The organism is Streptomyces paradoxus (assembly GCF_014202475.1).
Taxonomy (GTDB): domain Bacteria; phylum Actinomycetota; class Actinomycetes; order Streptomycetales; family Streptomycetaceae; genus Streptomyces; species Streptomyces paradoxus.
Genome location: NZ_JACHGV010000014.1, coordinates 20,140 through 43,328 on the forward strand (window position 1 = coordinate 20,140; position 23,189 = coordinate 43,328).

The 23,189-nt window shown below is 72.1% G+C and carries 26 protein-coding genes; 13 read left to right on the forward strand and 13 right to left on the reverse strand.

Annotated elements, in window-relative coordinates; translation table 11 throughout:
- Nucleotides 1-9 precede the first annotated feature (9 nt).
- The 6 genes from HNR57_RS33250 to HNR57_RS33275 all read right to left on the reverse strand — a co-directional run bounded on the left by HNR57_RS33250 (nt 10) and on the right by HNR57_RS33275 (nt 4,202).
- Nucleotides 10-444 carry a hypothetical protein gene (locus HNR57_RS33250; protein ID WP_062924908.1) on the reverse strand — a complete coding sequence of 145 codons (435 nt, stop codon included), beginning with the start codon at nt 442-444 and terminating at the stop codon, nt 10-12.
- A 28-nt stretch (nt 445-472) separates the two neighbouring features.
- On the reverse strand, nt 473-1,309 hold the full coding sequence (locus HNR57_RS33255) for a DUF1206 domain-containing protein (RefSeq protein WP_184566070.1): 837 nt from the start codon (nt 1,307-1,309) through the stop codon (nt 473-475).
- 133 nt (nt 1,310-1,442) lie between these two features.
- Nucleotides 1,443-2,300: an ANTAR domain-containing protein gene (locus tag HNR57_RS33260; protein ID WP_184566072.1), complete on the reverse strand. Its 858-nt coding sequence runs from the start codon at nt 2,298-2,300 to the stop codon at nt 1,443-1,445.
- A 111-nt stretch (nt 2,301-2,411) separates the two neighbouring features.
- Nucleotides 2,412-2,675, reverse strand: a complete 264-nt coding sequence (locus HNR57_RS33265; RefSeq protein WP_184566074.1) for a DUF5133 domain-containing protein — start codon at nt 2,673-2,675, stop codon at nt 2,412-2,414.
- Nucleotides 2,676-2,704: 29 nt separating this feature from the next.
- Nucleotides 2,705-3,568 (reverse strand): SigB/SigF/SigG family RNA polymerase sigma factor, encoded by an 864-nt coding sequence (locus tag HNR57_RS33270; protein WP_184566076.1) that lies wholly within the window; start codon nt 3,566-3,568, stop codon nt 2,705-2,707.
- A gap of 199 nt (nt 3,569-3,767) precedes the next feature.
- On the reverse strand, nt 3,768-4,202 hold the full coding sequence (locus HNR57_RS33275; RefSeq protein WP_062924912.1) for an ATP-binding protein: 435 nt from the start codon (nt 4,200-4,202) through the stop codon (nt 3,768-3,770).
- Nucleotides 4,203-4,473: 271 nt separating this feature from the next.
- On the opposite strand from HNR57_RS33275, the gene HNR57_RS33280 reads away from it, so the two are divergent.
- The 3 genes from HNR57_RS33280 (at nt 4,474) to HNR57_RS33290 (ending at nt 6,985) form a co-directional block, all read left to right on the forward strand.
- Nucleotides 4,474-4,695: a hypothetical protein gene (locus tag HNR57_RS33280; RefSeq protein ID WP_184566078.1), complete on the forward strand. Its 222-nt coding sequence runs from the start codon at nt 4,474-4,476 to the stop codon at nt 4,693-4,695.
- Between the two features lie 69 nt (nt 4,696-4,764).
- Nucleotides 4,765-6,234, forward strand: a complete 1,470-nt coding sequence (locus tag HNR57_RS33285; RefSeq protein ID WP_184566080.1) for an aminotransferase class I/II-fold pyridoxal phosphate-dependent enzyme — start codon at nt 4,765-4,767, stop codon at nt 6,232-6,234.
- A 295-nt stretch (nt 6,235-6,529) separates the two neighbouring features.
- Nucleotides 6,530-6,985 carry a cyclic nucleotide-binding domain-containing protein gene (locus HNR57_RS33290; protein ID WP_161368419.1) on the forward strand — a complete coding sequence of 152 codons (456 nt, stop codon included), beginning with the start codon at nt 6,530-6,532 and terminating at the stop codon, nt 6,983-6,985.
- 4 nt (nt 6,986-6,989) lie between these two features.
- On the opposite strand, the gene HNR57_RS33295 is transcribed toward HNR57_RS33290, so the two are convergent.
- Nucleotides 6,990-8,282, reverse strand: coding sequence for an MFS transporter (locus HNR57_RS33295; RefSeq protein ID WP_184566082.1), 1,293 nt, complete (start codon nt 8,280-8,282; stop codon nt 6,990-6,992).
- An 80-nt stretch (nt 8,283-8,362) separates the two neighbouring features.
- Complete coding sequence (locus tag HNR57_RS33300; RefSeq protein ID WP_184566321.1) at nt 8,363-8,980, reverse strand: LysE/ArgO family amino acid transporter; 618 nt, start codon at nt 8,978-8,980, stop codon at nt 8,363-8,365.
- 69 nt (nt 8,981-9,049) lie between these two features.
- Here HNR57_RS33300 and HNR57_RS33305 point away from each other — a divergent pair, with 69 nt between their 5' ends.
- Nucleotides 9,050-9,949, forward strand: a complete 900-nt coding sequence (locus HNR57_RS33305) for a LysR family transcriptional regulator ArgP (RefSeq protein ID WP_184566084.1) — start codon at nt 9,050-9,052, stop codon at nt 9,947-9,949.
- Between the two features lie 4 nt (nt 9,950-9,953).
- On the opposite strand, the gene HNR57_RS33310 is transcribed toward HNR57_RS33305, so the two are convergent.
- Entirely contained in the window at nt 9,954-10,661 is a 708-nt protein-coding gene (locus tag HNR57_RS33310) for a TetR/AcrR family transcriptional regulator (RefSeq protein WP_184566086.1), read from the reverse strand.
- A 124-nt stretch (nt 10,662-10,785) separates the two neighbouring features.
- On the opposite strand from HNR57_RS33310, the gene HNR57_RS33315 reads away from it, so the two are divergent.
- A complete protein-coding gene (locus HNR57_RS33315) occupies nt 10,786-12,003 on the forward strand; it encodes a saccharopine dehydrogenase family protein (protein WP_184566088.1) in 1,218 nt (405 codons plus the stop codon).
- Nucleotides 12,004-12,105: 102 nt separating this feature from the next.
- Nucleotides 12,106-12,360 (forward strand): WhiB family transcriptional regulator, encoded by a 255-nt coding sequence (locus tag HNR57_RS33320; RefSeq protein ID WP_062931244.1) that lies wholly within the window; start codon nt 12,106-12,108, stop codon nt 12,358-12,360.
- A gap of 23 nt (nt 12,361-12,383) precedes the next feature.
- Here HNR57_RS33320 and HNR57_RS33325 read toward each other — a convergent pair whose 3' ends face one another.
- Nucleotides 12,384-12,827: a DUF6098 family protein gene (locus HNR57_RS33325; protein ID WP_184566090.1), complete on the reverse strand. Its 444-nt coding sequence runs from the start codon at nt 12,825-12,827 to the stop codon at nt 12,384-12,386.
- Nucleotides 12,828-12,973: 146 nt separating this feature from the next.
- On the opposite strand from HNR57_RS33325, the gene HNR57_RS33330 reads away from it, so the two are divergent.
- On the forward strand, nt 12,974-13,324 hold the full coding sequence (locus HNR57_RS33330; RefSeq protein WP_184566092.1) for a DUF488 domain-containing protein: 351 nt from the start codon (nt 12,974-12,976) through the stop codon (nt 13,322-13,324).
- A gap of 19 nt (nt 13,325-13,343) precedes the next feature.
- Here HNR57_RS33330 and HNR57_RS33335 read toward each other — a convergent pair whose 3' ends face one another.
- Both HNR57_RS33335 and HNR57_RS33340 read right to left on the reverse strand, forming a co-directional pair.
- Nucleotides 13,344-15,017, reverse strand: coding sequence for an FAD-binding dehydrogenase (locus HNR57_RS33335; protein ID WP_184566094.1), 1,674 nt, complete (start codon nt 15,015-15,017; stop codon nt 13,344-13,346).
- A 17-nt stretch (nt 15,018-15,034) separates the two neighbouring features.
- Complete coding sequence (locus tag HNR57_RS33340) at nt 15,035-15,670, reverse strand: TetR/AcrR family transcriptional regulator (RefSeq protein ID WP_184566096.1); 636 nt, start codon at nt 15,668-15,670, stop codon at nt 15,035-15,037.
- 102 nt (nt 15,671-15,772) lie between these two features.
- Between HNR57_RS33340 and HNR57_RS33345 the strand changes: the two genes are divergently transcribed.
- The 3 genes from HNR57_RS33345 (at nt 15,773) to HNR57_RS33355 (ending at nt 18,539) form a co-directional block, all read left to right on the forward strand.
- On the forward strand, nt 15,773-16,396 hold the full coding sequence (locus tag HNR57_RS33345) for an alpha-ketoglutarate-dependent dioxygenase AlkB (RefSeq protein ID WP_184566098.1): 624 nt from the start codon (nt 15,773-15,775) through the stop codon (nt 16,394-16,396).
- Between the two features lie 122 nt (nt 16,397-16,518).
- Nucleotides 16,519-17,265: an MBL fold metallo-hydrolase gene (locus HNR57_RS33350; RefSeq protein WP_184566100.1), complete on the forward strand. Its 747-nt coding sequence runs from the start codon at nt 16,519-16,521 to the stop codon at nt 17,263-17,265.
- Between the two features lie 41 nt (nt 17,266-17,306).
- Nucleotides 17,307-18,539, forward strand: coding sequence for a DUF4032 domain-containing protein (locus tag HNR57_RS33355; RefSeq protein ID WP_184566102.1), 1,233 nt, complete (start codon nt 17,307-17,309; stop codon nt 18,537-18,539).
- Between the two features lie 13 nt (nt 18,540-18,552).
- Here the strand turns inward: HNR57_RS33355 and HNR57_RS33360 are convergent, their stop codons facing one another.
- Nucleotides 18,553-19,434: a universal stress protein gene (locus HNR57_RS33360; protein ID WP_184566104.1), complete on the reverse strand. Its 882-nt coding sequence runs from the start codon at nt 19,432-19,434 to the stop codon at nt 18,553-18,555.
- A gap of 174 nt (nt 19,435-19,608) precedes the next feature.
- Here HNR57_RS33360 and HNR57_RS33365 point away from each other — a divergent pair, with 174 nt between their 5' ends.
- The 3 genes from HNR57_RS33365 to HNR57_RS33375 are packed head-to-tail and all read left to right on the forward strand — an operon-like array spanning nt 19,609 to nt 23,077.
- On the forward strand, nt 19,609-21,285 hold the full coding sequence (locus HNR57_RS33365) for an NAD(P)/FAD-dependent oxidoreductase (RefSeq protein WP_184566106.1): 1,677 nt from the start codon (nt 19,609-19,611) through the stop codon (nt 21,283-21,285).
- Nucleotides 21,282-22,727, forward strand: coding sequence for an ATP-binding protein (locus HNR57_RS33370; RefSeq protein ID WP_184566108.1), 1,446 nt, complete (start codon nt 21,282-21,284; stop codon nt 22,725-22,727). Before HNR57_RS33365 ends, HNR57_RS33370 begins: the two co-directional genes overlap by 4 nt.
- Entirely contained in the window at nt 22,724-23,077 is a 354-nt protein-coding gene (locus HNR57_RS33375) for a UBP-type zinc finger domain-containing protein (protein WP_184566110.1), read from the forward strand. The genes HNR57_RS33370 and HNR57_RS33375 overlap by 4 nt, the downstream gene beginning before the upstream one ends.
- Nucleotides 23,078-23,189 lie beyond the last annotated feature (112 nt).

Here is a 23,189-nt window from a genome sequence, read left to right on the forward strand (position 1 = left end):
CGGCCGCCGTCAGAAGTCCGTGGGCAGCCCGCTCACCTCGGCGATGCCCCTCAGTTCCTCGGTCTGCTTGTGCCGGTCCCGGATGTAGTCGGCTATCTCGCCGAGGCGGATCGGGTCGGACGCGGTGGTGGCGTCCGTGACGATCCGGACCGGGCCGGTGTCGTCGACGTGGAGTTCGACCACTTCGTTGTCCAGGCGGCCGGTGACGGCGGTGGCGATGACGAGCGCCACCTCGTCACGGACCTCCTGGGGCAGTTCGTCGTCGGGCCCGGAGTCGAGCGCGAAGTCGAGGCTGGACAGGCGTTCCTCTTCGATCGCCTCGAGGACCGGTTCCACCGCGCGCATCAGAAGGCGGTAGTCCTCCGTGTCCATCCGGATGCGCAGGAGGTCCAGGTACACGTCCACGGGCCGGCCGTCGCCATGCGGAATCTCGGAATCGCTCATTCGCTTCGTGTTCCCCACGAGACGCGGCTCAGACGCGCCGCCACCGGGCCATGGCGAACGAGAACACTCCGAAGAGCACCAGCCCGGCAGCGACGCACACCAGCAGCCAGGGCCCGAGCGGGGTGTCGGCGAAGGAGCGCAGGGTGTCGTCGAGGCCCTTGGCCTTGTCGGGTTCGTAGTCGACGGCGGCGCGGACGGCGAAGATCCCCGCCACCGCGAACACCAGCCCGCGGGCGGCGCCGCCGACGACGCCGGTGACGTCCACGAGCTGCCGCGTCCGCCGGCTCATCTGCCCCAGCCGGAGCTTGTCGTGGTACTTGCGCAGCACCGCGCGGACGGCGATCCAGCCGCCGGCGCCGATGACCGCGAGGCCGGCGGCGCCGACCAGCCACTGGCCGCCGGGTATCTCCAGGGCCCTGGCCGTGGCGTCCCGGGACTGCTCGTCGCTGGATCCGCCGCTCTGATGGCGGCTGATCGCGAACGTCAGCACCGAGTAGGCGACGAAGACGTAGAACGCGAAGCGGACCGTCGCCATCAGCCGCTTGCGGGCGCTGCGGCCGTCCTTGCCGACCGAGCCGAAGAGCACCTCGGACAGCCGCCACAAGGCCATGCCGACGAGCCCGATACCCAGCGCCCACAGCAGCACCGCGCCGAACGGCTTCTGCGCCAGTTCCTGCAGCGCTCCCCCGCGGTCGGCCTGCCGGCCGGTGTCGCCGAAGGCGATCTGCAGGGCCAGCGCTCCGACGAGCAGATAGATCACGCCCCGGGCGGCGAAACCCGCCCGTGCCGCCCCCTCGGTCACCGAACCCCGCGCCATACGCCGGGCCCGGAACCGACCGCTCTGTGCCATCGCACTCGTGTTCATGTCGACCTCCCGGCAGTGCGGATGCCCCGGGTCGGCGTTCACACACCCTGCACAACGCCCGGACCAGCGGATTCCGGTTCCGCGCCGGGTGCTGTCTCCACAGCCGTACGGCGGCGCCCCTCCCGTGACGCGCTCAGGATCGCCGGAGCCTCGAACCGCGGCCGGCGCGGCCGAGGGTGTGCAGGTGCTCCAGGGCGTCCAGGACCACCGTGCGGTCGTGCCAGGCGAGCCAGCGGCCGGCCTGGCCGCCCACGGTGTCGAGGGCCTTGGTCTGGGCGGTCGTCAGTGGGTCCAGGGGCCGGTCCATGTGGGCCGAGACCATGCCGACGCACAGCCCCGACTCGGTCGTCAGCGGGACGCTGTGGCAGGCCCTGCTGCCCGCCGCGAGGATGGCCCGACGGGCCGGTTCGGTGAACACCGGATCGCTCTCCACGTCACGCACGGTGACCTGGGCGATGTCCCGGGCGGCCTGGGCGCAGGACGTGCCGTCCTCGCCGACGTGGGCGAAGAAGTCGACGAAGTCGGGCGTGAGGCCGGTGTGCTGCTCCATGCGCAGCCCTCCCCGGGCCGGATCGGTGAGCTGCACGTTGCCCATGTCGGTGCCGGTCACCGTCAGGGTGGACCGCAGCACGGCCTTCAGGACGGCACCGCGGCTGCCGGACCCGGACCGGTGCGCCCGGGTGAAGGTCAGCTCGGGCTCCGGCCCGCGGACGCGCCGCGGGAACCACAGGGCGTCCGGCCCGTCAGGGCGCGGTGCGGTCACGAGGACTCCGGCCAGAGTGTGCAGTTTGACGTTGTAGCGCTGGGACGCCCGCTGCATCAGCGCGAACGCGCTCTCCCCGTCCGGGAGCGCGTACCGCTCCTGCAGGATGCCCTGCGCCTGCGAGATCAGCGGGCGCACCCGGGCCCGGGCCCGCAGGTCGCGCAGCTCGGCGCGCAGGCGCTCCAGCTCGCCGTCGTCGGCGGCTGCCGCCCGCCCCGCTGTGGACATGGAACTCCTAGGGGTGTCGTCGTCATGAAGCGCAGGGGCCCGGCCGCGGCTTGTGCCGTCGGCCGGGCCTCGTCGCGCCTCGTCTCCCCCGGCGTCAGGGGCGCGCGGGGATCAGGCGGGCTCCGTGGCCGGCATGCGGTTTCCGGCCATCGGCGCCACGGGTTCGCGTGCCGGTGCGGGTGCGGCCGCGAGCCACCGGTGGGCGGCCTCCAGGGCGCGCTTGACGTCCCGGGTGCCGGTGGACACGCACAGCGTGTACGCCAGGTCGCGTGCCCGGGGGTTCAGCTCCGCCGGTCCGCGAGCGGCCTCGACGGCCGCCAGGGCCTCGTACTCGTCGACGAGTCTGCGCAGCACGTCGGGGTGGGGCCTCAGCATGGTCGTTCGCTCCTCGTGGGGTCGGATGGTCAGGCCGTCGTGGAGGTGCCGCCGCTCCCCCGGCTGCCCGGCCGCTGCCCCAGGACCTCGTCGCGCACGCGGGCGCAGCTGCGGCTGATGAGGCGGGAGACGTGCATCTGGGAGATGCCGAGGTGGTCGGCGATACGGCTTTGGGTCATGTCCTCGAAGAAGCGCATGTAGAGGATGGCCCGTTCGCGTTCCGGCAGCCGGCGCAGGCCTTCCTTGGCGGACTCGCGGTCCACGACGACGTCGTAGGACGAGTCGGCCGCGCCGAGGGTGTCGGCGAGGCTGTAGCCGTCGTCGTCGGCCGACAGCTCGGCGTCCAGCGACAGGGTGCTGAAGCTGTCCAGGGCCTCGAGCCCGGCGTTGACCTCTTCCTCACTGAGGCCGGTGTGCGTGGCGAGGTCCGTCACGGAAGGCTCGGGGCTGCCCGGGTTCTGGGTGAGTTCACGGCGTGCCACCCGCACCTTGTTGCGCAGCTCCTGCACACGGCGGGGGACCCGCAGGGCCCACATGCGGTCCCGGAAGTGCCGCTTGACCTCGCCGGTGATGGTGGGGACGGCGTAACTCTCGAAGGCACCCCGGCTCGGGTCGAACCGGTCGATGGCCTTGACCAGGCCCAGTGCGGCGACCTGACGGAGATCCTCGATCGACTCCCCGCGGTCGCGGAAGCGGCCGGCGATGCGGTGGGCCATGGGCAGCCACAGGGTGACCAGTTCGTCGCGGACGGCCTCCCGCTCGGGGCCCTCTTCCAGCTCCGCCATCCGGGCGAAGAGGGCGGCGGTGTCGGGGGCGTCGTCGTGACGCCGCCGGGAAGCGGTGGGCGTCGTTTCGGGCGTGCCGGGACGATGGGTGGGCGTTTCGATGAGCATGCGGATTCGCTCCTGAACGGTGGTTTCAGGGACTGACCGCGGGAAGGACGCTGCCCGGATCGCCTGGAGGCCTCCGGGGCAGTCATACCGCTCCCGCTGGCGCGCCTCCGGTCCGAAGCACGAAACTGCGTCTGCCCTGACCCCGGTGGAACAAACTCCGCTTTGCAGTGCAATCTGTCGAGTGCCGGCTCACGGGCGTTCAGGACAGGGGGACGACAGCGGTGATGCACTTGCCCCCGGCGGGCAGGTCCGACACCCGGACGTCGCGGGCGAGCCGGCAGACGATGGGCCAGCCGTGGCCGCCGTGCCGCAGCCGGCCGTGCGGATCGGTGCGGGGTGCGGTCACGGGCAGCGCGTCACTGCGGTCGCTCACCGAGACGCGCACACCGGGGCCGTCGACGTCCACCTGGAAGTCGGTGACGCCGCCGCCGTGCAGGATCGCGTTGGTGGTGAGTTCCGAGGCGACGAGCAGTGCGTCGGACAGGGCGTCCGTGTCGCACGGGGTGTGGGTGGCCCGGCAGCGTTCGGCCACGGCCCGCTCCACCGCCCGGCGTGCCTCGGCGGGTTTGCACGGCCGGGCCCGGTGGGCACCGGGCGGCTCGAACACTGAATCGATCATGTGCTCCTCGCACATTCTGCAGCTCCCTGAACAGCACGGACGGAAAGCGGGTCCGGACCGCGTTCCGGGGCCGCCCTCAAGGGCCTGCCCGGGGTCCGCGGACCCACTGCTTGCCTCGACCTGCCGCGACATCCGGGGGGCGCACCGCGCGAGCGCCGCGGTCTTACTCTTCGGCTCACCTCTCCCCGCACCTGCAAACCTCCGGGCCGGCGGGAAGACCCGAAAAACACCCCGGACGGCCGTGACTCGATGTCATCTCCGTGCTCTGGACGGGTAGGCGGTGTGCATGACCGATGTGGTGGATTCCGACGAGTTGTTGCGGCGTATCCAGCGTGCGAGGGAGTGCGCGGTGCAGGAGGAGCGGACGTGGCGGACCAGGAGCGAGGAGCTGGACGCGACGGATCCGCAGGGGGCCCGGGACGCGACCGTGCGGCGGATGTCGTACGAGGCGGTGCTGCGGGTGCTGGACGAGATCGTGGCCCCGGGCAAACACGCCCTAAGGAGCTGACCGGGCGCAGGCCGGTGCCGCTGCGGGCCCGGCCGGATTGCGAGGGCACACGCCGGGAACCCGGTGTGCATGACAGTCGACCACGCGCGAGCACCGGTTCTGGAAGCCCTGGACGAGTACCGACGCAAGGGGCGTCTGTCGTTCACGCCGCCCGGGCACAAGCAGGCCCGCGGGGCGGATCCGGCGGTCCGGGAGATCCTCGGTGACGCGGTGTTCCACGGGGACGTGCTCGCCTCGGGCGGTCTGGACGACCGGCTGACCCGGGGCCGGGTGCTGCAGCGCGCCCAGGAGCTGATGGCCGACGCGGTGCACGCCGAGCACACCTACTTCAGCACCTGCGGGAGTTCCCTTTCGGTGAAGGCCGCGATGCTGTCGGTCGCGGGCCCGCACGAGAAGCTGCTGATCGGGCGCGACGCCCACAAGTCGGTGGTCGCGGGGCTGATCATCTCGGGCGTCGAGCCCGTCTGGGTCGAGCCCCGGTGGGACGCCGAGCGGAACCTCGCCCACCCCCCGTCCGCCGAGGAGTTCGACCGGGCCTTCGACGCGCATCCGGACGCGCGCGGCGCGCTGGTCACGAGTCCCACGCCCTACGGCGGCTGCGCGGATCTGCGGGCGATCGCCGATGTCTGTCACCGGCGTTCGCGGCCGCTGATCGTCGACGAGGCGTGGGGCGCGCATCTGCCGTTCCATCCGGACCTGCCGTCGTGGGCGATGGACGCGGGCGCGGACATCTGCGTGACGAGCATCCACAAGATGGGCAGCGGCCTGGAGCAGGGCTCCGTCTTCCACCTCCAGGGCGACCTGGTGCCGCCGGAGCTGCTGGGCATGCGCGCGGACCTGCTGGGCACCACCAGCCCCTCGGTGCTGATCTTCGCCGGCCTGGACGGCTGGCGGCGGCAGATGGCGCTGCACGGCAAGGAGCTGATGGGCGGTGCGCTGGAGCTCGCCGCCGAGGTGCGGGCCGCCATCGAGGAGATCGACGGACTGCACGTCAACGACCGGAACGACTTCTGCGGCACGGGCCTGGCCGACGACCTGGACCCGCTGCCCGGCGTCATCGACCTCACCGGCCTCGGAATCACGGGCTTCCAGGCGGCGGACTGGCTGCGCGAGCACCGGCACATCGACGCGCACCTGGTGGATCACCGCCGCATCGGTGCGCAGATCACCCACGGCGACGACCGGGAGACCACCGGCGAGCTGCTGGAGGCACTGCGGGACCTCGCCCGGGCGGCCGGCGACCTGCCCAGGGCGCCGAGGGTGGAGGTGCCGTCGCCGGCGGAACTGCGGATGGAGCAGGCGGTGCTGCCCCGCGACGCGTTCTTCGGGCCGGCCGAAGGCGTGCCGGTGTCCGAGGCGGCCGGGCGGGTCGCGGCCGAGATGATCACGCCGTATCCGCCCGGCATCCCCGCGGTCCTCCCGGGCGAGCGTCTGACCGAGCCGGTGCTGTCGTACTTGCGGACGGGGCTGGAGGCGGGCATGCACCTGCCCGACCCGGAGGACCCGGAACTGGAGACGGTCCGGGTGCTCGCGCAGTGACCCGGGCGTGAAACAGGTCACGCCACCCGGTCCATGGGGCGCACTCGCCGCCGAAATGGTTTACCGTTCATTCATACGTGGTGACGGAGTCGACCCCTCGTCCTCCGTTCGCCACTGTTGACGGCCCTGGCTGGTCTCCCCCGTCCAGCCAGGGCTTTTTCATGCCCGGACCATCGACCGGAAGAAGTCGCGTACACCGAGGTGCCCAGGGCCCCGCCAGCGGCTGAAATGGGCATAGGGGTCCGTGCACCCCCAGCGACAGCACCGCAGTCGACCGCCCGGCGAGGAGCTCCGCATGACCAAAGCGATCAAACTCCTGACCGCCCTGCCTCCGCCCCAGCGGCAGCGTCTCATGACCCTCGCCCGGGAGGTGTCCTTCCCCGAGGACGCCCGGATCTTCGAGGCGGACGGCAGGGCCGACCGCTTCTGGGTCATCCGATCGGGCGCCGTCTCGCTGGACCAGCAGGTGAACTCCCTGCAGCGGGTGACCGTGGCCAGCCTCGGCGCGGGCGACCTGCTCGGCTGGTCCTGGCTGTTCCCTCCGTACACCTGGGACTTCGGCGCGGTGGCGTTCAGCCCGGTGCGGGCCTACGAGTTCGACGCCCAGGCCGTGCTGGGGCTGTGCGAGGAGGACCCGGAGCTGGGGATGATGCTGGTGCGCAACGTGGCCGAGGTGCTGGCGCACCGGCTGGAGATGACCCGGGGCAAGCTGATGGAGCAGTACACGCTGCACCGGCGCGGAGCCCTGTGAGACCTCAGACGCGGTAGCGCCGCAGTGCCGGTACGGCGGCGGCCAGCACCAGCATCACGGCGACGACCAGCAGTCCGCCGCCCGCGACGGCGGTGCGGGGGCCGAAGGCGGAGCCCGCGGTGCCGTGCAGCACGTCGGCCAGGCGCGGGCCCCCCGCCACGACGACGGTGAAGACGCCCTGCATGCGCCCGCGCATCTCGTCGGTGGCGGCGGACAGCAGGATCGCCCCGCGGAAGACCATGGAGACCATGTCGGCCACCCCGGCGAGGGCGAGGAACGCCACCGCGATCCACAGGCTGCGGCTCAGCCCGAAGCCGGTGATGGCCAGCCCCCAGGCGACGACCGCGCCGATGACCATCCAGCCGTGCCGCCGGGCCCGGGAGAAGGTGCCGGAGAACAGCCCGCCCAGCACGGCGCCGACGGGGATCGCCGCGAACAGCAGGCCGAGCGCGAGGCCTTCGCCGTACGGGGCGTAGGTCTGGGAGGCGAGCTGCGGGAACAGGGCGCGGGGCATGCCGAGGACCATGGCGATGATGTCGGCGAGGAACGACAGCAGCAGCACGGTGTGCCCGGAGATGTAGCGGAAGCCGGCGGCGATCTCCTTGACGCCCGCGCGGCGCACGGCCGTACCGGCCAGGGGCGGCAGCGAGGGCAGCCTGTATACCGCCCACACCGTCACGCACAGGGCCAGCGCGTCGATGAGGTACAGCTCGGGCAGCCCGATGACGGGGATGAGGGCTCCGGCGAGCAACGGACCCGCCACCTGCCCGGTCTGCATCACGGTCGAGCCGAGGGCGCCGGCGGCGGGCAGTTCGTCCTCGGGGACGAGCCGGGCGATGGAGGCGTTGCGGGCCGGGGCGTTCAGGCCCCAGAAGGCCTGCTGCACGGCGAGCAGCAGCATCAGCGCGGCCACCGACTCCAGGCCCGCGAAGGCCTGGAGCCAGAACAGCAGCGAGGTGACGGCGATGCCGCTGTTGGTGATCAGCAGCAGCTTGCGCCGGTCCATGGTGTCGGCGATCGCCCCGCCCCAGAGCGCGAACACGATCAGGGGCACGAGGCCGGCCAGGCTCGCGGCACCGACCCATGCCGACGAGCCGGTGATGTCGTAGATCTGCTGGGGGACGGCGACGGCGGTCAGCTGGCTGCCGACGGCCGTGACGATGGTCGAGCCCCACAGCCGCCGGTAGGCGGGCCGGCGCAGGGGGCGGGTGTCCATGGCCCAGCGCCGCCGGCCGCGCCGCCGGGTCGCCGTAGGTTCGGGCTCCCGCTCTTCGGTCGTGCTCTCCCTCGCGTCCACGCGCCCCTTCCTCGATGCTCGCTACATCTTTCGGGCGGGGATCACTATCGCACTCCTTGCGGCCGGGCCGGCGGCCGGTCTCAGCTTCCGGTGATCAGCACGGCGCCGAGCACGATCATGGTGGCGGCGACCAGGCCGTCCAGGACGCGCCAGGCCGCGGGCTTGGCGAGGAACCGGCCGAGCATCCGGGCGCCGAACCCGAGGGCCGTGAACCAGCACAGGCTGGCCAGCACGGCGCCGAGGCCGAACGTCCAGCGCAGGGAACCGCGGTCGGCGGCGACGGAGCCCAGCAGGAACACGGTGTCGAGGTAGACGTGGGGATTGAGCCAGGTCATCGCCAGGCACGTGAGCACGGCCCGGCGCACCGATCCGGCCGCCTCTCCCTCTGTTCGCAGCGCGTCGCCGCCGGGGCGGAACACGCGGCGGGCGGCCAGGGCTCCGTAGACCAGCAGGAACGCGCCGCCGATCCAGCCGACCGCCGTCAGCGCCCCCGGCCACCGCACCACCACCGCGCCGACCCCGCCGACCCCGAGCGCGATGAGCGCCGCGTCCGACAGGGCGCAGATGGCGACCACGGCGAGGACGGCCTGCCGGCGGATGCCCTGGCGCAGGACGAAGGCGTTCTGGGCTCCGATGGCGACGATGAGGGACAGGCCGGTGCCGAAACCGGCGGCGCCGGCGGTGAAGGTGCTGGTCATGGCCTCGACGCTACGGATGCTCATCAGCCGGGTCCAGCTAAGGATTCTTACGTATCATTAGCAGATGTGATGATGACGGATCTCCCGCTGGACCAGGTGCGGACCCTGCTCGCCGTCGTGGACGAGGGTACGTTCGACGCGGCGGCGGCCGCGCTGCATGTGACGCCGTCGGCGATCAGTCAGCGGGTGAAGGCACTGGAGCAGCGCACGGGACGCGTCCTGCTGCTGCGGACCAAGCCGGTGCGGCCGACCGAGTCGGGCGAGGTGCTGGTGCGGCTGGCCCGCCAGGTGGCGCGGCTGGAGCACGACGCGTACGCGGAGCTCGGACTGAGCGGCGACGGGGAGCCCACCCGGGTGTCCGTGGCGGTGAACGCGGACTCGCTCGCCACCTGGTTCCTGCCCGTCCTGACGCGCGTTCCGGAAGAGCTTCGGCTCTACTTCGAGCTGCGCCGCGAGGACGAGCACCACACGGCCGCCCTGCTGCGGGAGGGCACGGTGATGGCGGCGGTGACCTCATCACCGGATCCGGTGCCGGGCTGCTCCGTGCGCTCGCTCGGGCGGATGCGCTACCTTCCCGTGGCAGCGCCGGGCTTCGCCGCGCGCCACCTCGGCGGATCCGTGAGGGAGGCGCTCACTCAGGCGCCCGTGGTGGTCTTCGACCGGCGCGACGACTTCCAGGACGGTTTCGTCCGCGGGCTGACCCGGGGGCGGAGCCGGGCGAGCGCGCTGCGGCATTATGTGCCGACCTCGGAGGGCTTCGTCGAGGCCGTGGCCGCCGGACTGGGCTGGGGTCTGGTGCCCGAGCCCCAGGCGGATCCGCTGCTGGGCGACGGCCGGCTCGTCGGCATCGCCCCGCGCCACACGGTCGACGTGCCGCTGTACTGGCAGCAGTGGAAGCTCGACTCGCCGGCGCTGGCGCAGGTCGCGGAGGCGGTGACGGCGACCGCGGCGGAGGCGCTGCGGCCCTGACACCTCAGTCCCGGACGGCCTCCAGGCGGGCCGCCGCGCTGTCCAGCAGCATCTCCAGGGCCGCCGGATAGGCGCTGGTGAGCATGCGGGTGGCGAGCAGGGGCGCCGCCTCGGCGATGCGGGGATGGGTGGTGGCGGGCAGGCGGGCGTACGTCGAGCGCCACATGTCCTCGTCGGCGTGCAGCGAGTCGCTGGGCAGGGCCAGGGAGGCTGCGTCCAGGGCGGCGAAGGCCAGGGTCTGGTCGATGAACGCGTGGTAGATGCGCACGGTGTCGGACAGCGGGAAACCGGCCGTGCGCAGGACGTCCAGGACGGCCTCGTCGGCGGCCAGCTCATGGGCCCGGCCCGTGACGCGGTTCGTGGTCAGCAGGGCCGCCTGCGGATGGGCGAGGTACGCGGCGTGGATGCGCAGCCCGAAGGACCGCAGGTCCGCCCGCCAGTCCCCCGTGGGCCGCCAGCCCTGGAGGGCCTGGCCGATGAGCGCGTCGCCGATGGCCAGGGTCAGGTCGTCCATGCCCCGGAAGTAGCGGTAGAGCGTGCTCGGGTCGGCGTCCAGGGCGAGGCCCAGCCGACGGGCGGTCAGGCCCGCACTGCCGTGTTCGCGCAGCATGCGCAGCGCGGTCTCGACGATCAGCTCCTCGGACAGCACCGTGCCGCTCTTGGTGGGCCTGCGCCGGCGGCGTTTCTCCTCGGGCACCACGGGCTTGGGCACGACGGGCTCCTTCCCCGGGGACCGGCCCCGATCCTTATGCCAACGCCATTGACCTTATGACGGAGGGCGGCGTTGTATCTCCCCAAGGGCGCGTCGCGTTCTTCGCAAATAGGGAGTTTCTGTCATGCGTGTACTGCTCGTGGGTGCCGGTGGTGTGGGCGGGGCGATCACCCGGATCGCGACCCGGAGGCCGTTCTTCGAGACCATGGTGGTGGCCGACTACGACCCGGCGCGGGCCGAGGCGGCGGTCGCGGCGCTGGGAGGTGACGCGCGGTTCACCGCCGAGCAGGTGGACGCGGGCGACGAGGCGGCGGTGACCCGCCTGCTGGCCCGGCACCGCTGCGACGTCCTCCTCAACGCCACCGACCCCCGCTTCGTGATGCCACTGTTCCGCGCCGCCCGCACCGCGGGCGCCACTTATGTCGACATGGCGATGTCGCTGTCCCGCCCGCACGCCGAGCGGCCGTACGAGGAATGCGGGGTCAAGCTCGGCGACGAGCAGTTCGCGCAGGCCGCCGACTGGGAGAAGGAGGGGCTGCTGGCCCTCGTGGGCATGGGCGTGGAGCCGGGCCTGTCGGACGTGTTCGCGCGGCACGCCGCCGACGAACTCTTCGACGAGATCGAGGAGATCGGCATCCGCGACGGCGCGAACCTGACCGTCGACGGCTACGACTTCGCGCCCTCGTTCAGCATCTGGACCACCATCGAGGAGTGCCTCAACCCGCCGGTCGTCTACGAGACGGGCAAGGGCTGGTTCACCACCGAGCCCTTCAGTGAGCCCGAGGTCTTCGACTTCCCCGAGGGCATCGGACCGGTCGAGTGCGTCAACGTGGAGCACGAGGAGGTGCTGCTCGTCCCGCGCTGGGTCGACGCCCGCCGGGTGACCTTCAAGTACGGCCTGGGCCGGGAGTTCGTCGAGACGCTCAAGACGCTGCACCTGCTGGGCCTGGACCGCACCGGCCCGGTGACCGTGCCCGGGCCGGACGGCCCGGTGGCGGTCTCGCCCCGGGACGTGGTCGCCGCGTGTCTGCCCGACCCGGCGACGCTCGGCGAGCGGATGCACGGCAAGACGTGCGCGGGCACCTGGGTGCGGGGCGTGAAGGACGGCGAGCCCCGTGAGGTGTACCTCTACCACGTGGTCGACAACCAGTGGTCCATGACGGAGTACGGCTCCCAGGCCGTGGTGTGGCAGACGGCGGTCAACCCCGTGGTCGCGCTCGAACTCCTCGCGACGGGCGCCTGGTCCGGTGCGGGCGTGCTCGGCCCGGAGGCCTTCCCCGCGCGGCCCTTCCTGGACCTGCTGACGGACTACGGCTCCCCCTGGGGCATGCGGGAGCAGTGAAGACTGTCCGGGAACGCCCTGTTTCACAAACCGTCGACAGGTGACCCGAAGAGGAGTAAGCATCCGAGAGAGCACGTTTCTACTGCGATGCAGGTGACTTCGATGGACAACTGGCGAGACCACGCTGCCTGTCGGCACGAGGACCCCGAGCTCTTCTTCCCGATCGGCACCTCCGGCCCGGCTCTGCTGCAGACCGAGCAGGCCAAGGGAGTGTGCCGACGGCGCTGCCCTGTGCAGGAGCAGTGTCTGCAATGGGCCCTGGACACGGGGCAGTCCATCGGCGTGTGGGGCGGGACGAGCGAGAACGAACGGCGTGCGCTGAAGCGCCGCACGGCCGCCCGCCGCCGCTCCGGCTGACACCGGCCACCACCCCTGGGGACTCAGCTGCGCCGCAGCGGTCCCCAGGGGTTTTCCTGCCGGGCCACCTCCGCCTTCGCCTCGTCGATGACCTTCTGGTCGATCCGGCACAGCGGGTGGACGTCGGTGACCAGCGGTTCGTTGTCGGGGCCACGGGCGGCCTCCTTGCCGGCGAGCACCCAGGGGTGGACGCCCGGCCCCTTGTCGTGCGGCAGATGGGCGTAGTCGTGCAGGCGGCGGGCCACCCACACGCGGACCGGCCGGTCCTCCCACCACTCCTCGACGCCGAGCGGGCTGGCGGACAGCCCCGGCAGGGACACACCCGTCAGATCATCGGTGCTGGACACCTCGCGGAGATCGATCTCCGGGCCGCGCGACCAGCGGACGTACAAGCCCTGGCGGTGTTCCACGATCTCGGCGAGTTCGTCGAGTGTGCGCACGAGCCGCAGGTCGTCGGGGGCACTCATGTCATGACCTCCCTTCCTCGGCGTGGTCAGGCGACGGAGTACCCGCCCGGCACGAGCGGAACCGGCCGTTCGGCTCCGGGCGGTGCGGACACCCGGCCGGGGTTAGGCTCGCGGCACCCCCGGACCGCCGAGGAGAGGAGCCGACCATGGGCGTGCGCGTGCGCCGTGTCTACGATCCTGCCGAGCCGGAGGACGGGGTGCGGGTCCTGGTCGACCGGCTGTGGCCGCGCGGGCTGGCGAAGGACGCGGCCCGGGTGGACGAGTGGCCGAAGGCGATCACCCCGTCGACGGAGCTGCGGCGCTGGTACCACGCGGGCGAGGGCTCCTACGAGGAGTTCGCCGAGCGGTACGAGGCGGAACTCGCCGCCGACGAGGCCGCCGAGGCCCTCGACGGCGTGCGTGAACTGCTCCGCGAGGGGGATGTGACGCTGCTGACCGCTTCTAAGACGCCGCAGGAGAGCCACGCGACGGTCCTGGCCCGCCTCCTCCAGGCGTGAGACGGGCCGTCAGGCGAGGTCAGGCGGTCTGCTTGGCCGCCGCCCGGCCCGCCGCCCGCCCCGAGAAGAGGCAGCCGCCGAGGAAGGTGCCCTCCAGGGCGTTGTAGCCGTGGACACCGCCGCCGCCGAATCCGGCGACCTCACCGGCCGCGTACAGCCCCTCGACCGGCTTGCCGTCGGTCCCGAGGGCGCGGGAGTCGAGGTCGGTCTGGATGCCGCCGAGGGTCTTGCGGGTGAGGATGTGCAGTTTGACGCCGATCAGCGGCCCGGCCGCCGGGTCGAGGATGCGGTGCGGGGTGGCTACCCGGCCGAGGCGGTCGCCGATGTAGCGGCGGGCGTTGCGGATGCCCTGCACCTGGGCGTCCTTGGCGTAGGGGTTGGCGATCTGCAGGTCGCGGGCCTCGATCTGACGCTTGATGCCGGCCGCGTCGAGGAGCGGCTTGTCGGTGAGTTCGTTCATCTTCTCGACGAGCTGCTCGACGCCGGCCGCGGTCACGAAGTCGGCGCCCTTGCGCAGGAACGCGTCGACCGGTCCGGGCGCGCCCTTGCCGAGGATGCGTTCCTTGAGGAATCCGGCGCGGTCCTTGGCGGTGATGTCGGGGTTCTGCTCGGAGCCCGACAGCGCGAACTCCTTCTCGATGATCTTCTGCGAGAGGATGAACCAGGAGTGGTCGTAGCCGGCGATGTCCTCGGTGGTGCGCAGGTGCTTCAGGGTGCCGAGGGTGTCGTAGCCGGGCAGGAAGGGACCGGGCAGGCGGCGGCCGAGGGCGTCGAACCACATCGAGGACGGTCCGGGCAGGATGCGGATGCCGTGGCCGGGCCAGATCGGGTCCCAGTTCTGCAGGCCCTCCGTGTAGTGCCACATGCGGTCGCGGTTGACCAGCCGCACGCCCGCCTCGGCGCTGATGTCGAGCATCCGCCCGTCCACGTAGGCGGGGACGCCGGTGACCATCTCGCGCGGCGGGGTGCCGAGGCGTTCGGGCCAGTGGCGGCGGACGATGTCGTGGTTCGCGCCGATGCCGCCGCTGGTGACGATGACGGCCTGGGCGGTGAGTTCGAACTCGCCGACCGCGTCGCGACTGGAGGCGACACCCCGGGGTGAGGGGTCCTCGGCCAGGACCGTGCCGCGCACGCCCCGGGCGGTGCCGCCCTCGACGACGAGCGCGTCGACGCGGTGACGGTGGTGGAAGGTGAGCAGGCCGTCGCGGGCGGCCTGCTTGGCGTATCGCACGAACGGTTCGACGACGCCCGTGCCCGTGCCCCAGGCGACATGGAATCGGGGCACGGAGTTGCCGTGCCCGTGTGCCGTGAGGTCGCCGCGCTCGGCCCAGCCGACGGTGGGCAGGAACGTGATGCCGTGCCCGTCGAGCCAGGACCGCTTCTCCCCCGCGGCGAACTCGACGTAGGCGCGGGCCCAGCGCACGGCCCAGGAGTCCTCGTCCTCCAGCCGGTCGAAGCCCGCGCTGCCGCGCCAGTCGCTCCAGGCGAGGTCGAAGGAGTCCTTGATGCCCAGGCGCCGCTGTTCCGGCGAGCCGACGAGGAACAGCCCGCCGAAGGACCAGAAGGCCTGGCCGCCGAGGTTGGCCGCGTTCTCCTGGTCGACGAGGGCGACCCGGCGGCCCCTGCTGGTCAGCTCGTGCGCCGCGACCAGACCGGCGAGACCCGCTCCGACGACGATGACATCGGCATCCATGGCGGCCGTTCCCTTCTTCAGTTCTTCGAGTGGGCGAGGGTGCCGCTGCCGTCGGTCAGCAGGGCCGTGAGCAGTTGTTTCAGCCAGGCGCGGGCGTGTTCCACGTCCCGGTCCAGCAGGAGTTGCGTGGTGACGCCGTCGTACGCGGCGACCACGGCGCGGGCGGCGCCGTCGGTGTCGCCCAGTACGGCGGGCAGCGCGGTGTGCCCGCGGGCCCGGCCGAGCCGGTCGGCGATGGCCTGCCGCAGCCGCGCGCGGTGTTCGAGCAGACCCCGTGCGACCTCGGGGTCGCGGGCGGCGTGCACGAGGAAGTCCGTCTTCACCAGGAGCCAGTCACGGTCGAGGAGCAGCACGTCGGTGACGCGGTCCACGGCGGCGGGCACGTCGAGGTCGGGCCCGTCGAGGGCGAGGGCGCCGGACACCTGCTCGGCGATCAGGTCGGCGCGCTGGCGGTAGAGGGCGAAGAACAGCTCGTCGAGGCTGGAGAAGTTGGAGTAGAAGGCGCCCCTGCTGTAGCCGGCGGCCTCGCAGACCTCCTCGATCGAGACGTGCCCGAAGCCTTTGGCGGCGAACACCGAGAACGCCGCGTCGAGGAGGTTGGCGCGGGTGTGGACCCGGCGCCTCGTCACGCGCCCGCTGCCCTCGACAGCCATGCCCGGCCCTCCTTTCGATACACGACTGTATTGGATACACCAATGCATCGAAAGGCCGAGTCCCCATGGAACACATATTCGATTCGGAGGTACGCTGGGTGCATGCACCTCCAGGGCTCCCTCTTCGACCAGGCCGACGAGCTGCACCTCGGCCCTCTGGACGGGATCACCCGCACCCACCTGGGGTTCGGTGCCTGGCTCGACGTACTGCCCGGGTGGCTCCACGGCTCGGACGCGCTGTTCGAACAGCTGGCGGCCGAGGTTCCGTGGCGGGCGGAGCGGCGCAAGATGTACGACAACGTGGTCGACGTCCCCCGCCTGCTCGCCTTCTACGGCGTGGACGACCGGCTGCCGCACCCGGTGCTGACCGAAGCCCGGGAGACGCTCAGCACCCACTACGGCGAGGAGCTGGGCGAGCCGTTCACCACGGCCGGGCTGTGCTACTACCGCGACGGCCGGGACAGTGTGGCCTGGCACGGCGACCGGATCGGGCGCGGTGCGCGCGAGGACACGATGGTCGCGATCCTGTCGGTCGGAGCGCCCCGGGACCTGCTGCTGCGCCCCCTCGGGGGTGGCCGCGACACCGTCCGCCGTCCGCTGGGCCACGGCGACCTCGTCGTGATGGGCGGCTCCTGCCAGCGCACCTGGGAGCACACCATCCCCAAGAGCACGCGCGCGACGGGGCCGCGCATCAGCATCCAGTTCCGTCCGCACGGCGTGCGCTGAGGGCGCACCGAACGACCCGCCGCACGGCTCCCGTTGGGGCGGACCCGGCGATTCCGTGCGCGGCGGGGTCTGCTTTCCTTCTCCCGTCGGACCGGTAGCGGGACCACACGAGGCGGGCGATCATGCGGGCGGACGTACACCACGTCGCGGACGGCACCTACTTGGTGCACGGCTCCAACACGAACTGGGTGATCCTCACGGAAGGGGACGCCGTCACGCTGGTCGACACCGGCTACCCCGGTGACCGGGAACAGCTCCTGGCCTCCCTCGCCGAGGTGGGCAGTTCCCCGGAGGCCGTGGCGGCCGTGCTGATCACACACGCCCACAACGACCACCTGGGCAACGCCGAGTACCTGCGCGCCGCCTACGGCATGCCCGTCCACCTGCACGAGGCCGAAGTGCCGCACGCGCGCCGGGAGTTCCTCCACCAGGTGTCCATCGGGACGGTGCTGAAGAACGGCTGGCGCCCGGGGGTGCTGCCGTGGGCGGTGCACGCCCTGCGCTCGGGCGGCACGGCCGACGTCCCCGTCACCGCTCCGCAGGCGTTCCCGGCGGCGGGCGCCCTGGACCTGCCCGGGCGGCCGGTGCCGGTGCACACACCCGGCCACACCGACGGGCACTGCGCCTACCACCTGCCCGGCACCGGCGTGCTGATCTCCGGGGACGCCCTGGTCAGCGGGCACCCCACCTCGCGGGTCGAGGGGCCGCAGCTGCTGCCGGACATGTTCCACCACGAGCGGCCGCGCGCCCTGGCCTCCCTGGACGTCCTGGCGGAGCTGGAGGGCGAGCTGCTGCTCCCCGGGCACGGGCCGGTGCACCGCGGGCCGGTGCGGGACGCCGCTCTGCGGGCCCGGGAACGCGCCCTCTAATCTGATGTGACGATCGGCGGCGAGACAAGGACACCCGGCCCATGGCACTGCAGATCAGCGCGACCAACCCGGAGCACCCCGCGCTCCTGCTGGAACTGCCGTGGGACGTGCCCCTGGAGGAGTGGCCGGAGGAGTACCTGGTGCCGCTGCCGCGCGGTATCTCCCGGCACGTGGTGCGCTACTCCCGGGCGGGCGACGAGGTGATCGCCGTCAAGGAGCTGGCCGAGCGCCCGGCGCTGCGCGAGTACGACATGCTGCGCGACCTGGACCGGCTCGGCATCCCCTCGGTGGACCCGCTGGCCGTGGTCACGGGCCGCACCGACGCGAGCGGAGCACCGCTGGAGAGCGTCCTGGTCACCCGGCACCTGGGCGGTTCGATGCCGTACCGCTCGATGTTCGAGACGACCATGCGCCCGGCCACCATGCACCGGCTGATGGACGCGCTCGCCGTGCTCCTGGTGCGGCTGCACCTGGCCGGGTTCGCCTGGGGCGACTGCTCGCTGTCGAACACCCTCTTCCGGCGGGACGCGGGCGCCTACGCCGCCTATCTGGTGGACGCCGAGACCGGTGACCTGCATCCGCAGCTCAGCCAGGGGCAGCGCGAGTACGACCTCGACCTCGCCCGCGTGAACATCAGCGGGGAGCTGCTGGACCTCGAGGCGTCGGGGGCGCTGCACCCGTCCGTGGACCCGATCGAGTTCGGCACGGAGATCTGCGCCCGCTACCGCGGCCTGTGGGACGAGCTGACCCGGGCCTCCGTCTACCCGGCCGGCAAGTACCACTACATAGAACGCCGGATCCGCCGCCTGAACGACCTCGGTTTCGACGTCGCCGAGATGCAGATCGAGCACGCCTCGAACGGCGACACGGTCAGCTTCGTGCCCAAGGTCGTCGACGCGGGCCACCACCAGCGGCAGCTGCTGCGCCTGACCGGTCTCGACACGGAGGAGAACCAGGCCCGGCGGCTGCTGAACGACCTGGAGAGCTGGATGGCGACCCAGGACGACTACGCACCGGGCGACCCCCTGGGGGCCCGTCCCGAGGTCCTCGCCCACCGCTGGGTGCGGGAGGTGTTCCGCCCGACCGTGCGGGCCGTGCCCGTCGAACTGCGCGGCGCGATGGACCCGGCGGAGATCTACCACCAGCTCCTGGAACACCGCTGGTACCTGTCCGAGCGGGCCCAGCACGACATCGGTCTCGACGCGGTGGTCGAGGACTACATCGAGAACATCCTGCCGACGGCGCGCAAGACGCTGCAGCCGACGGCGGAGTGAGGGGCCGGAGCCCTCACAGGTGGGGCACCACCGCCACCGGGCAGTCCGCGTGGTGCAGCATCCCGTGGGCCACCGAGCCGATGCGGGCCCCGACGGCCGTGCGGTGGGCCCGGCGGCCCACGACCATCAGCTGGGCCGTCCCGGCCACCGACAGCAGCACCTGGCTCGCGCTGCCCATCTCCACGTGCTCCTCGACCGGCACGTCGGGGAAGCGTTCCCGCCAGGGCCGGACCGCCGCGGCCAGGCTCTTCTTCTCGTAGGGCTCCAGGCCGCCGGCCTCGTCGAGGAGCTTCAGCGAGCCGGGGCTGTAGGCGAAGACGGGCGGCAGGTTCCAGGCCCGTACGACCCGTACGGTCGCCCCGCGCGCGGCGGCCGTCTCGAAGGCGAAGCGCAGCGCGTCGGCGCTGTCCTCCGGGTCGCCCTGCTGTCCGACGACGATCTCGCGCCCGGCGGCCTCGGACGAGGGCTGGTCACCGGCCCGGACGAGCACCACGGGGCGGGTGGCCGCGGCGATCACCTGCTGGCCGACCGAGCCGAGCAGGAATCCGACGATGCGGCCGTGCCCGCGTGAGCCGAGCACCAGGGTCTCGGCGTCGGCCGCGGCGGCGACCAGGGTGTCGGCCACCGGGCCCTCGATGACATCGGTGGTCACCGCGAGGTCCGGATGCCGTTGTGTGACCGTCCCGACGGCCTCGGTCACCGCGCTGTGCACCCACTCGCCCTGGCTGTCCGCGTCCCCCTCGATCCCCGCTTCCAGCGCCTCCTGCGGCTGGAACTTCCAGGCGTGCACCACGCGCAGCGGCCGCTCGCGCCGTACGGCTTCCCGCGCCGCCCAGGCGAGGGCCGCGAGGCTCTCCTGCGATCCGTCGACCCCTGCGGTGATCGGGCGTGTCATCCCGCTGCCTCCCTAGTCACGATCACTACCTGCTGACGCCCAGTCTTCACTACGCCCGCCGCTGCGGATCTCCGTATCGGAGCGCTGCGCAGCGATCGAACATACGATGGGCGGAGGTCGGCGCGGTGCTCCGGGGCGCCGCGCCGTGAGTCGACCGCCCGGCGTGGGGGACGTATGGCACAGGCCGCCGATTCGGCGCGGACCGTCATCATGACCGTGGACGACGACCCGGGTGTCTCCCGGGCCGTGGCCCGCGACCTGAGGCGGCGGTACGGCGCGTCGTACCGGATCGTGCGGGCGGAGTCCGGCGAGTCCGCGCTGGACGCGCTGCGGGAGCTGAAGCTGCGCGGCGATCTCGTGGCGGTGATCCTGGCCGACTACCGGATGCCGCAGATGAACGGCATCGAGTTCCTCGAACAGGCCCTGGACGTCTACCCGGGCGCGCGGCGTGTGCTGCTGACCGCCTACGCGGACACGAACGCCGCGATCGACGCGATCAACGTCGTCGACCTCGACCACTACCTGCTCAAGCCGTGGGACCCGCCCGAGGAGAAGCTGTACCCGGTCCTCGACGATCTGCTCCAGGCGTGGCGGTCCAGCGACTTCCGGCCCGTGCCCAGCACCAAGGTGGTGGGGCACCGGTGGTCGTCGCGCTCCTCGGACGTACGGGAGTTCCTGGCCCGCAACCAGGTGCCGTACCGCTGGTACTCCGCCGACGAGCCGGAGGGGCGGCGGCTGCTGGCCGCGGCCGGCGAGGACGGGATGCGGCTGCCGGTGGTGATCACCCCGGACGGGACACCGCTGGTCGAGCCGGAGGCCGTGGACCTCGCCGCCCGAGTCGGTCTGGCGACGACCCCGACGGCCGACTTCTACGACCTGGTCGTCATCGGCGGCGGCCCCGCCGGGCTCGGCGCGGCGGTCTACGGCGCCTCCGAGGGGCTGCGGACCGTGCTGGTGGAGCGGTCGGCGACCGGCGGGCAGGCCGGGCAGAGCTCCCGCATCGAGAACTACCTGGGCTTCCCCGACGGCGTGTCGGGAGCACAGCTCACCGACCGGGCGCGGCGGCAGGCGGCGAAGTTCGGCGCCGAGATCCTCACCGCCCGCGAGGTGACGGCCCTGGAGGTCAACGGCGCCGCCCGGATCGTGCGGTTCTCCGACGGCTCGGCGGTCGCCGCGCACAGCGTGATCCTGGCGACCGGTGTGTCCTACCGGCAGCTGGCGGCGCCCGGCTGCGAGGACCTGACCGGCTGCGGGGTGTACTACGGGTCCGCCCTGACGGAGGCCCCCGCCTGCCAGGGCCAGGACGTGTACATCGTGGGCGGCGCCAACTCCGCCGGGCAGGCGGCGATGTACCTGTCCCGCGGCGCCAAGTCGGTGACGCTGCTGGTGCGCGGCGAGTCGCTGGCGGCGTCGATGTCGCACTACCTGATCCAGCAGATCGAGGAGTCGCCCAACATCCATGTGCGTGCCCGCACGGTCGTCGAGGAGGCGCACGGCGACGGCCGGCTGGAGCGGCTGACCCTGCGGGACGTAGACAGCGGCCAGACCGAACAGGTCGACGCCCAGTGGGTGTTCGTGTTCATCGGCGCGGCCCCGCTGACCGGCTGGCTGGACGGGACGGTGCTGCGGGACGAGCGCGGGTTCATCCTCGCCGGACCCGATCTGAGCGCCGACGGCCGCCCGCCGGAGGGCTGGGAGCTGGACCGGCCGCCGTACCACCTGGAGACCAATGTGCCCGGCGTGTTCGTGGCGGGCGACGCCCGCTCCGAGTCCGCGAAGCGGGTCGCGTCCGCCGTCGGAGAGGGAGCCATGGCCGTGATGCTCGTCCACCGGTACCTGGAGCAGTCGTGAGCGGGCGGCCGGGGCCGTGCAACCCGCAGGAGATCGGGGCGCTGTTCCTGTTCGAGAAGCTCACGCCCGAGCAGCTCGGCCGGCTGTGCGCCGAGGGCCGCGTTGAGCGGTTCGAGCCCGGGCCCGTGTACACCGAGGGCGAGCCCGCCACCTGCTTCTACGTGATGCTCGAAGGCACCGTGGTGCTGTACCGCCGGGTCGGCGGGGACGACGTGGAGGTGACCCGGACCTCCCAGCGCGGGGTGTACGCGGGATCGATGCAGGCGTACCTGGGCGACCGGGTGCGGCAGGTCTACAACAACTCCATGCGCGTCACCGAGCCGACGCGGTTCTTCGTGCTGCCCGCCGACACGTTCGCGGGGATCATGCAGGAGTGGTTCCCGATGGCGGTGCATCTGCTGGAGGGGCTGTTCTTCGGTTCGAAGAGCACGCAGCGGGCCATCGGCCAGCGGGAACGGCTGCTGGCGCTCGGCTCGTTGTCCGCGGGGCTCACGCACGAACTCAACAACCCCGCCGCGGCGGCCGTGCGGGCGACGGCGACCCTGCGGGAACGGGTCGGCAAGATGCGGCACAAGCTGGCGATCATCGCGCAGGGTTCGTACTCCCCCGAGGTCATGGCCAACCTGATCGACATCCAGGAGCGCACGGCCGAACGGGTCGCGAAGGCACCGGCGCTGAGTCCGCTGGAGGCCTCCGACCGGGAGGACGCCGTGTCCGACTGGCTGGACGACCAGGGCATCCCGGAGGGCTGGCGGATCGCGCCCACCTTCGTCCAGGCCGGTCTCGACGTCGACTGGCTGGACCAGGTCAAGGCGGCGGTGGACGAGGACATCCTGCCGAGCGCGATCGGGTGGCTCAACTACACCGTCGAGACCGAGCTGCTGATGGACGAGATCAACGACTCGACCGCCCGCATCTCGCACCTGGTGGACGCGGCGAAGCAGTACTCGCAGCTGGACCGGGCGCCTTTCCAGCACGCCGACGTGCACGAACTCCTCGACTCCACCCTGCTGATGCTGTCGGGCAAGATCGGCAAGCAGATCGAGGTCGTCAAGGACTACGACCGTACGCTGCCGAAGATCCCCGCGTATCCGGCGGAGCTCAACCAGGTGTGGACGAACCTCGTCGACAACGCGGTCGCGGCGATGAACAGTGCGGGCGGACAGGGGACGTTGACGGTGCGGACGGCCTCGGACCACGACCGGCTGCTGGTGGAGTTCCGGGACACGGGCGTCGGTATCCCGGCGGAGGACCGGGGGCGGATCTTCGACCCCTTCTTCACCACCAAGCCGGTGGGTGAGGGGACCGGGCTCGGGCTCGACATCTCCTGGCGGATCGTGGTCAACAAGCACCACGGGAGCATCCAGGTGGAGTCGGAGCCGGGCGACACGCGTTTCCAGGTACTGCTTCCGCTGACAGCGGTCGAGGAGGAGTCGGCATGAGTGCGGAGAACGGAATCGACCCGGGTGCCGCGCCGAGCGGCAGTGGCTGCGCGGAGTGCGACGCGGCGGGCGGGTGGTGGTTCCATCTGCGGCGGTGTGCGCAGTGCGGGCACGTGGGGTGCTGTGACAGTTCGCCGGCGAAGCACGCGACGGGGCATTTCCGGGAGACCGGACATCCGTTCGTGCAGAGCTTCGAGCCGGGTGAGGACTGGTACTGGAACTACGAGACGAACGAGTTGTACGAGGGCGGGCCGGAGCTGGCCGAGCCGGTGAGTCATCCGGCCGACCAGCCTGCGCCGGGGCCGGCGGGGCGGGTGCCCGGCGACTGGGCGAGGATTCTGCGCGCCTAGGAAATCGAGGCTTTCCGGCGCGTGGCGGCCGCGCCTCGTGGGTGGTCGATCGCGCGCACGCGGCGGAGCCGCACCATGTCGACGCCGCGCCTCTGAGAAGAAAGTTGGTTCC

What these genes read in the sequence shown, in the direction of transcription:
- HNR57_RS33250 (WP_062924908.1), bottom strand. Translation starts at nt 444, where the DNA reads ATGAGCGATTCCGAGATTCCGCATGGCGACGGCCGGCCCGTGGACGTG.
- HNR57_RS33255 (WP_184566070.1), bottom strand. Translation starts at nt 1,309, where the DNA reads ATGAACACGAGTGCGATGGCACAGAGCGGTCGGTTCCGGGCCCGGCGT.
- HNR57_RS33260 (WP_184566072.1), bottom strand. Translation starts at nt 2,300, where the DNA reads ATGTCCACAGCGGGGCGGGCGGCAGCCGCCGACGACGGCGAGCTGGAG.
- HNR57_RS33265 (WP_184566074.1), bottom strand. Translation starts at nt 2,675, where the DNA reads ATGCTGAGGCCCCACCCCGACGTGCTGCGCAGACTCGTCGACGAGTAC.
- HNR57_RS33270 (WP_184566076.1), bottom strand. Translation starts at nt 3,568, where the DNA reads ATGCTCATCGAAACGCCCACCCATCGTCCCGGCACGCCCGAAACGACG.
- HNR57_RS33275 (WP_062924912.1), bottom strand. Translation starts at nt 4,202, where the DNA reads ATGTGCGAGGAGCACATGATCGATTCAGTGTTCGAGCCGCCCGGTGCC.
- HNR57_RS33280 (WP_184566078.1), top strand. Translation starts at nt 4,474, where the DNA reads ATGACCGATGTGGTGGATTCCGACGAGTTGTTGCGGCGTATCCAGCGT.
- HNR57_RS33285 (WP_184566080.1), top strand. Translation starts at nt 4,765, where the DNA reads ATGACAGTCGACCACGCGCGAGCACCGGTTCTGGAAGCCCTGGACGAG.
- HNR57_RS33290 (WP_161368419.1), top strand. Translation starts at nt 6,530, where the DNA reads ATGACCAAAGCGATCAAACTCCTGACCGCCCTGCCTCCGCCCCAGCGG.
- HNR57_RS33300 (WP_184566321.1), bottom strand. Translation starts at nt 8,980, where the DNA reads ATGACCAGCACCTTCACCGCCGGCGCCGCCGGTTTCGGCACCGGCCTG.
- HNR57_RS33305 (WP_184566084.1), top strand. Translation starts at nt 9,050, where the DNA reads ATGATGACGGATCTCCCGCTGGACCAGGTGCGGACCCTGCTCGCCGTC.
- HNR57_RS33315 (WP_184566088.1), top strand. Translation starts at nt 10,786, where the DNA reads ATGCGTGTACTGCTCGTGGGTGCCGGTGGTGTGGGCGGGGCGATCACC.
- HNR57_RS33320 (WP_062931244.1), top strand. Translation starts at nt 12,106, where the DNA reads ATGGACAACTGGCGAGACCACGCTGCCTGTCGGCACGAGGACCCCGAG.
- HNR57_RS33325 (WP_184566090.1), bottom strand. Translation starts at nt 12,827, where the DNA reads ATGAGTGCCCCCGACGACCTGCGGCTCGTGCGCACACTCGACGAACTC.
- HNR57_RS33330 (WP_184566092.1), top strand. Translation starts at nt 12,974, where the DNA reads ATGGGCGTGCGCGTGCGCCGTGTCTACGATCCTGCCGAGCCGGAGGAC.
- HNR57_RS33335 (WP_184566094.1), bottom strand. Translation starts at nt 15,017, where the DNA reads ATGGATGCCGATGTCATCGTCGTCGGAGCGGGTCTCGCCGGTCTGGTC.
- HNR57_RS33340 (WP_184566096.1), bottom strand. Translation starts at nt 15,670, where the DNA reads ATGGCTGTCGAGGGCAGCGGGCGCGTGACGAGGCGCCGGGTCCACACC.
- HNR57_RS33345 (WP_184566098.1), top strand. Translation starts at nt 15,773, where the DNA reads ATGCACCTCCAGGGCTCCCTCTTCGACCAGGCCGACGAGCTGCACCTC.
- HNR57_RS33350 (WP_184566100.1), top strand. Translation starts at nt 16,519, where the DNA reads ATGCGGGCGGACGTACACCACGTCGCGGACGGCACCTACTTGGTGCAC.
- HNR57_RS33355 (WP_184566102.1), top strand. Translation starts at nt 17,307, where the DNA reads ATGGCACTGCAGATCAGCGCGACCAACCCGGAGCACCCCGCGCTCCTG.
- HNR57_RS33360 (WP_184566104.1), bottom strand. Translation starts at nt 19,434, where the DNA reads ATGACACGCCCGATCACCGCAGGGGTCGACGGATCGCAGGAGAGCCTC.
- HNR57_RS33365 (WP_184566106.1), top strand. Translation starts at nt 19,609, where the DNA reads ATGGCACAGGCCGCCGATTCGGCGCGGACCGTCATCATGACCGTGGAC.
- HNR57_RS33375 (WP_184566110.1), top strand. Translation starts at nt 22,724, where the DNA reads ATGAGTGCGGAGAACGGAATCGACCCGGGTGCCGCGCCGAGCGGCAGT.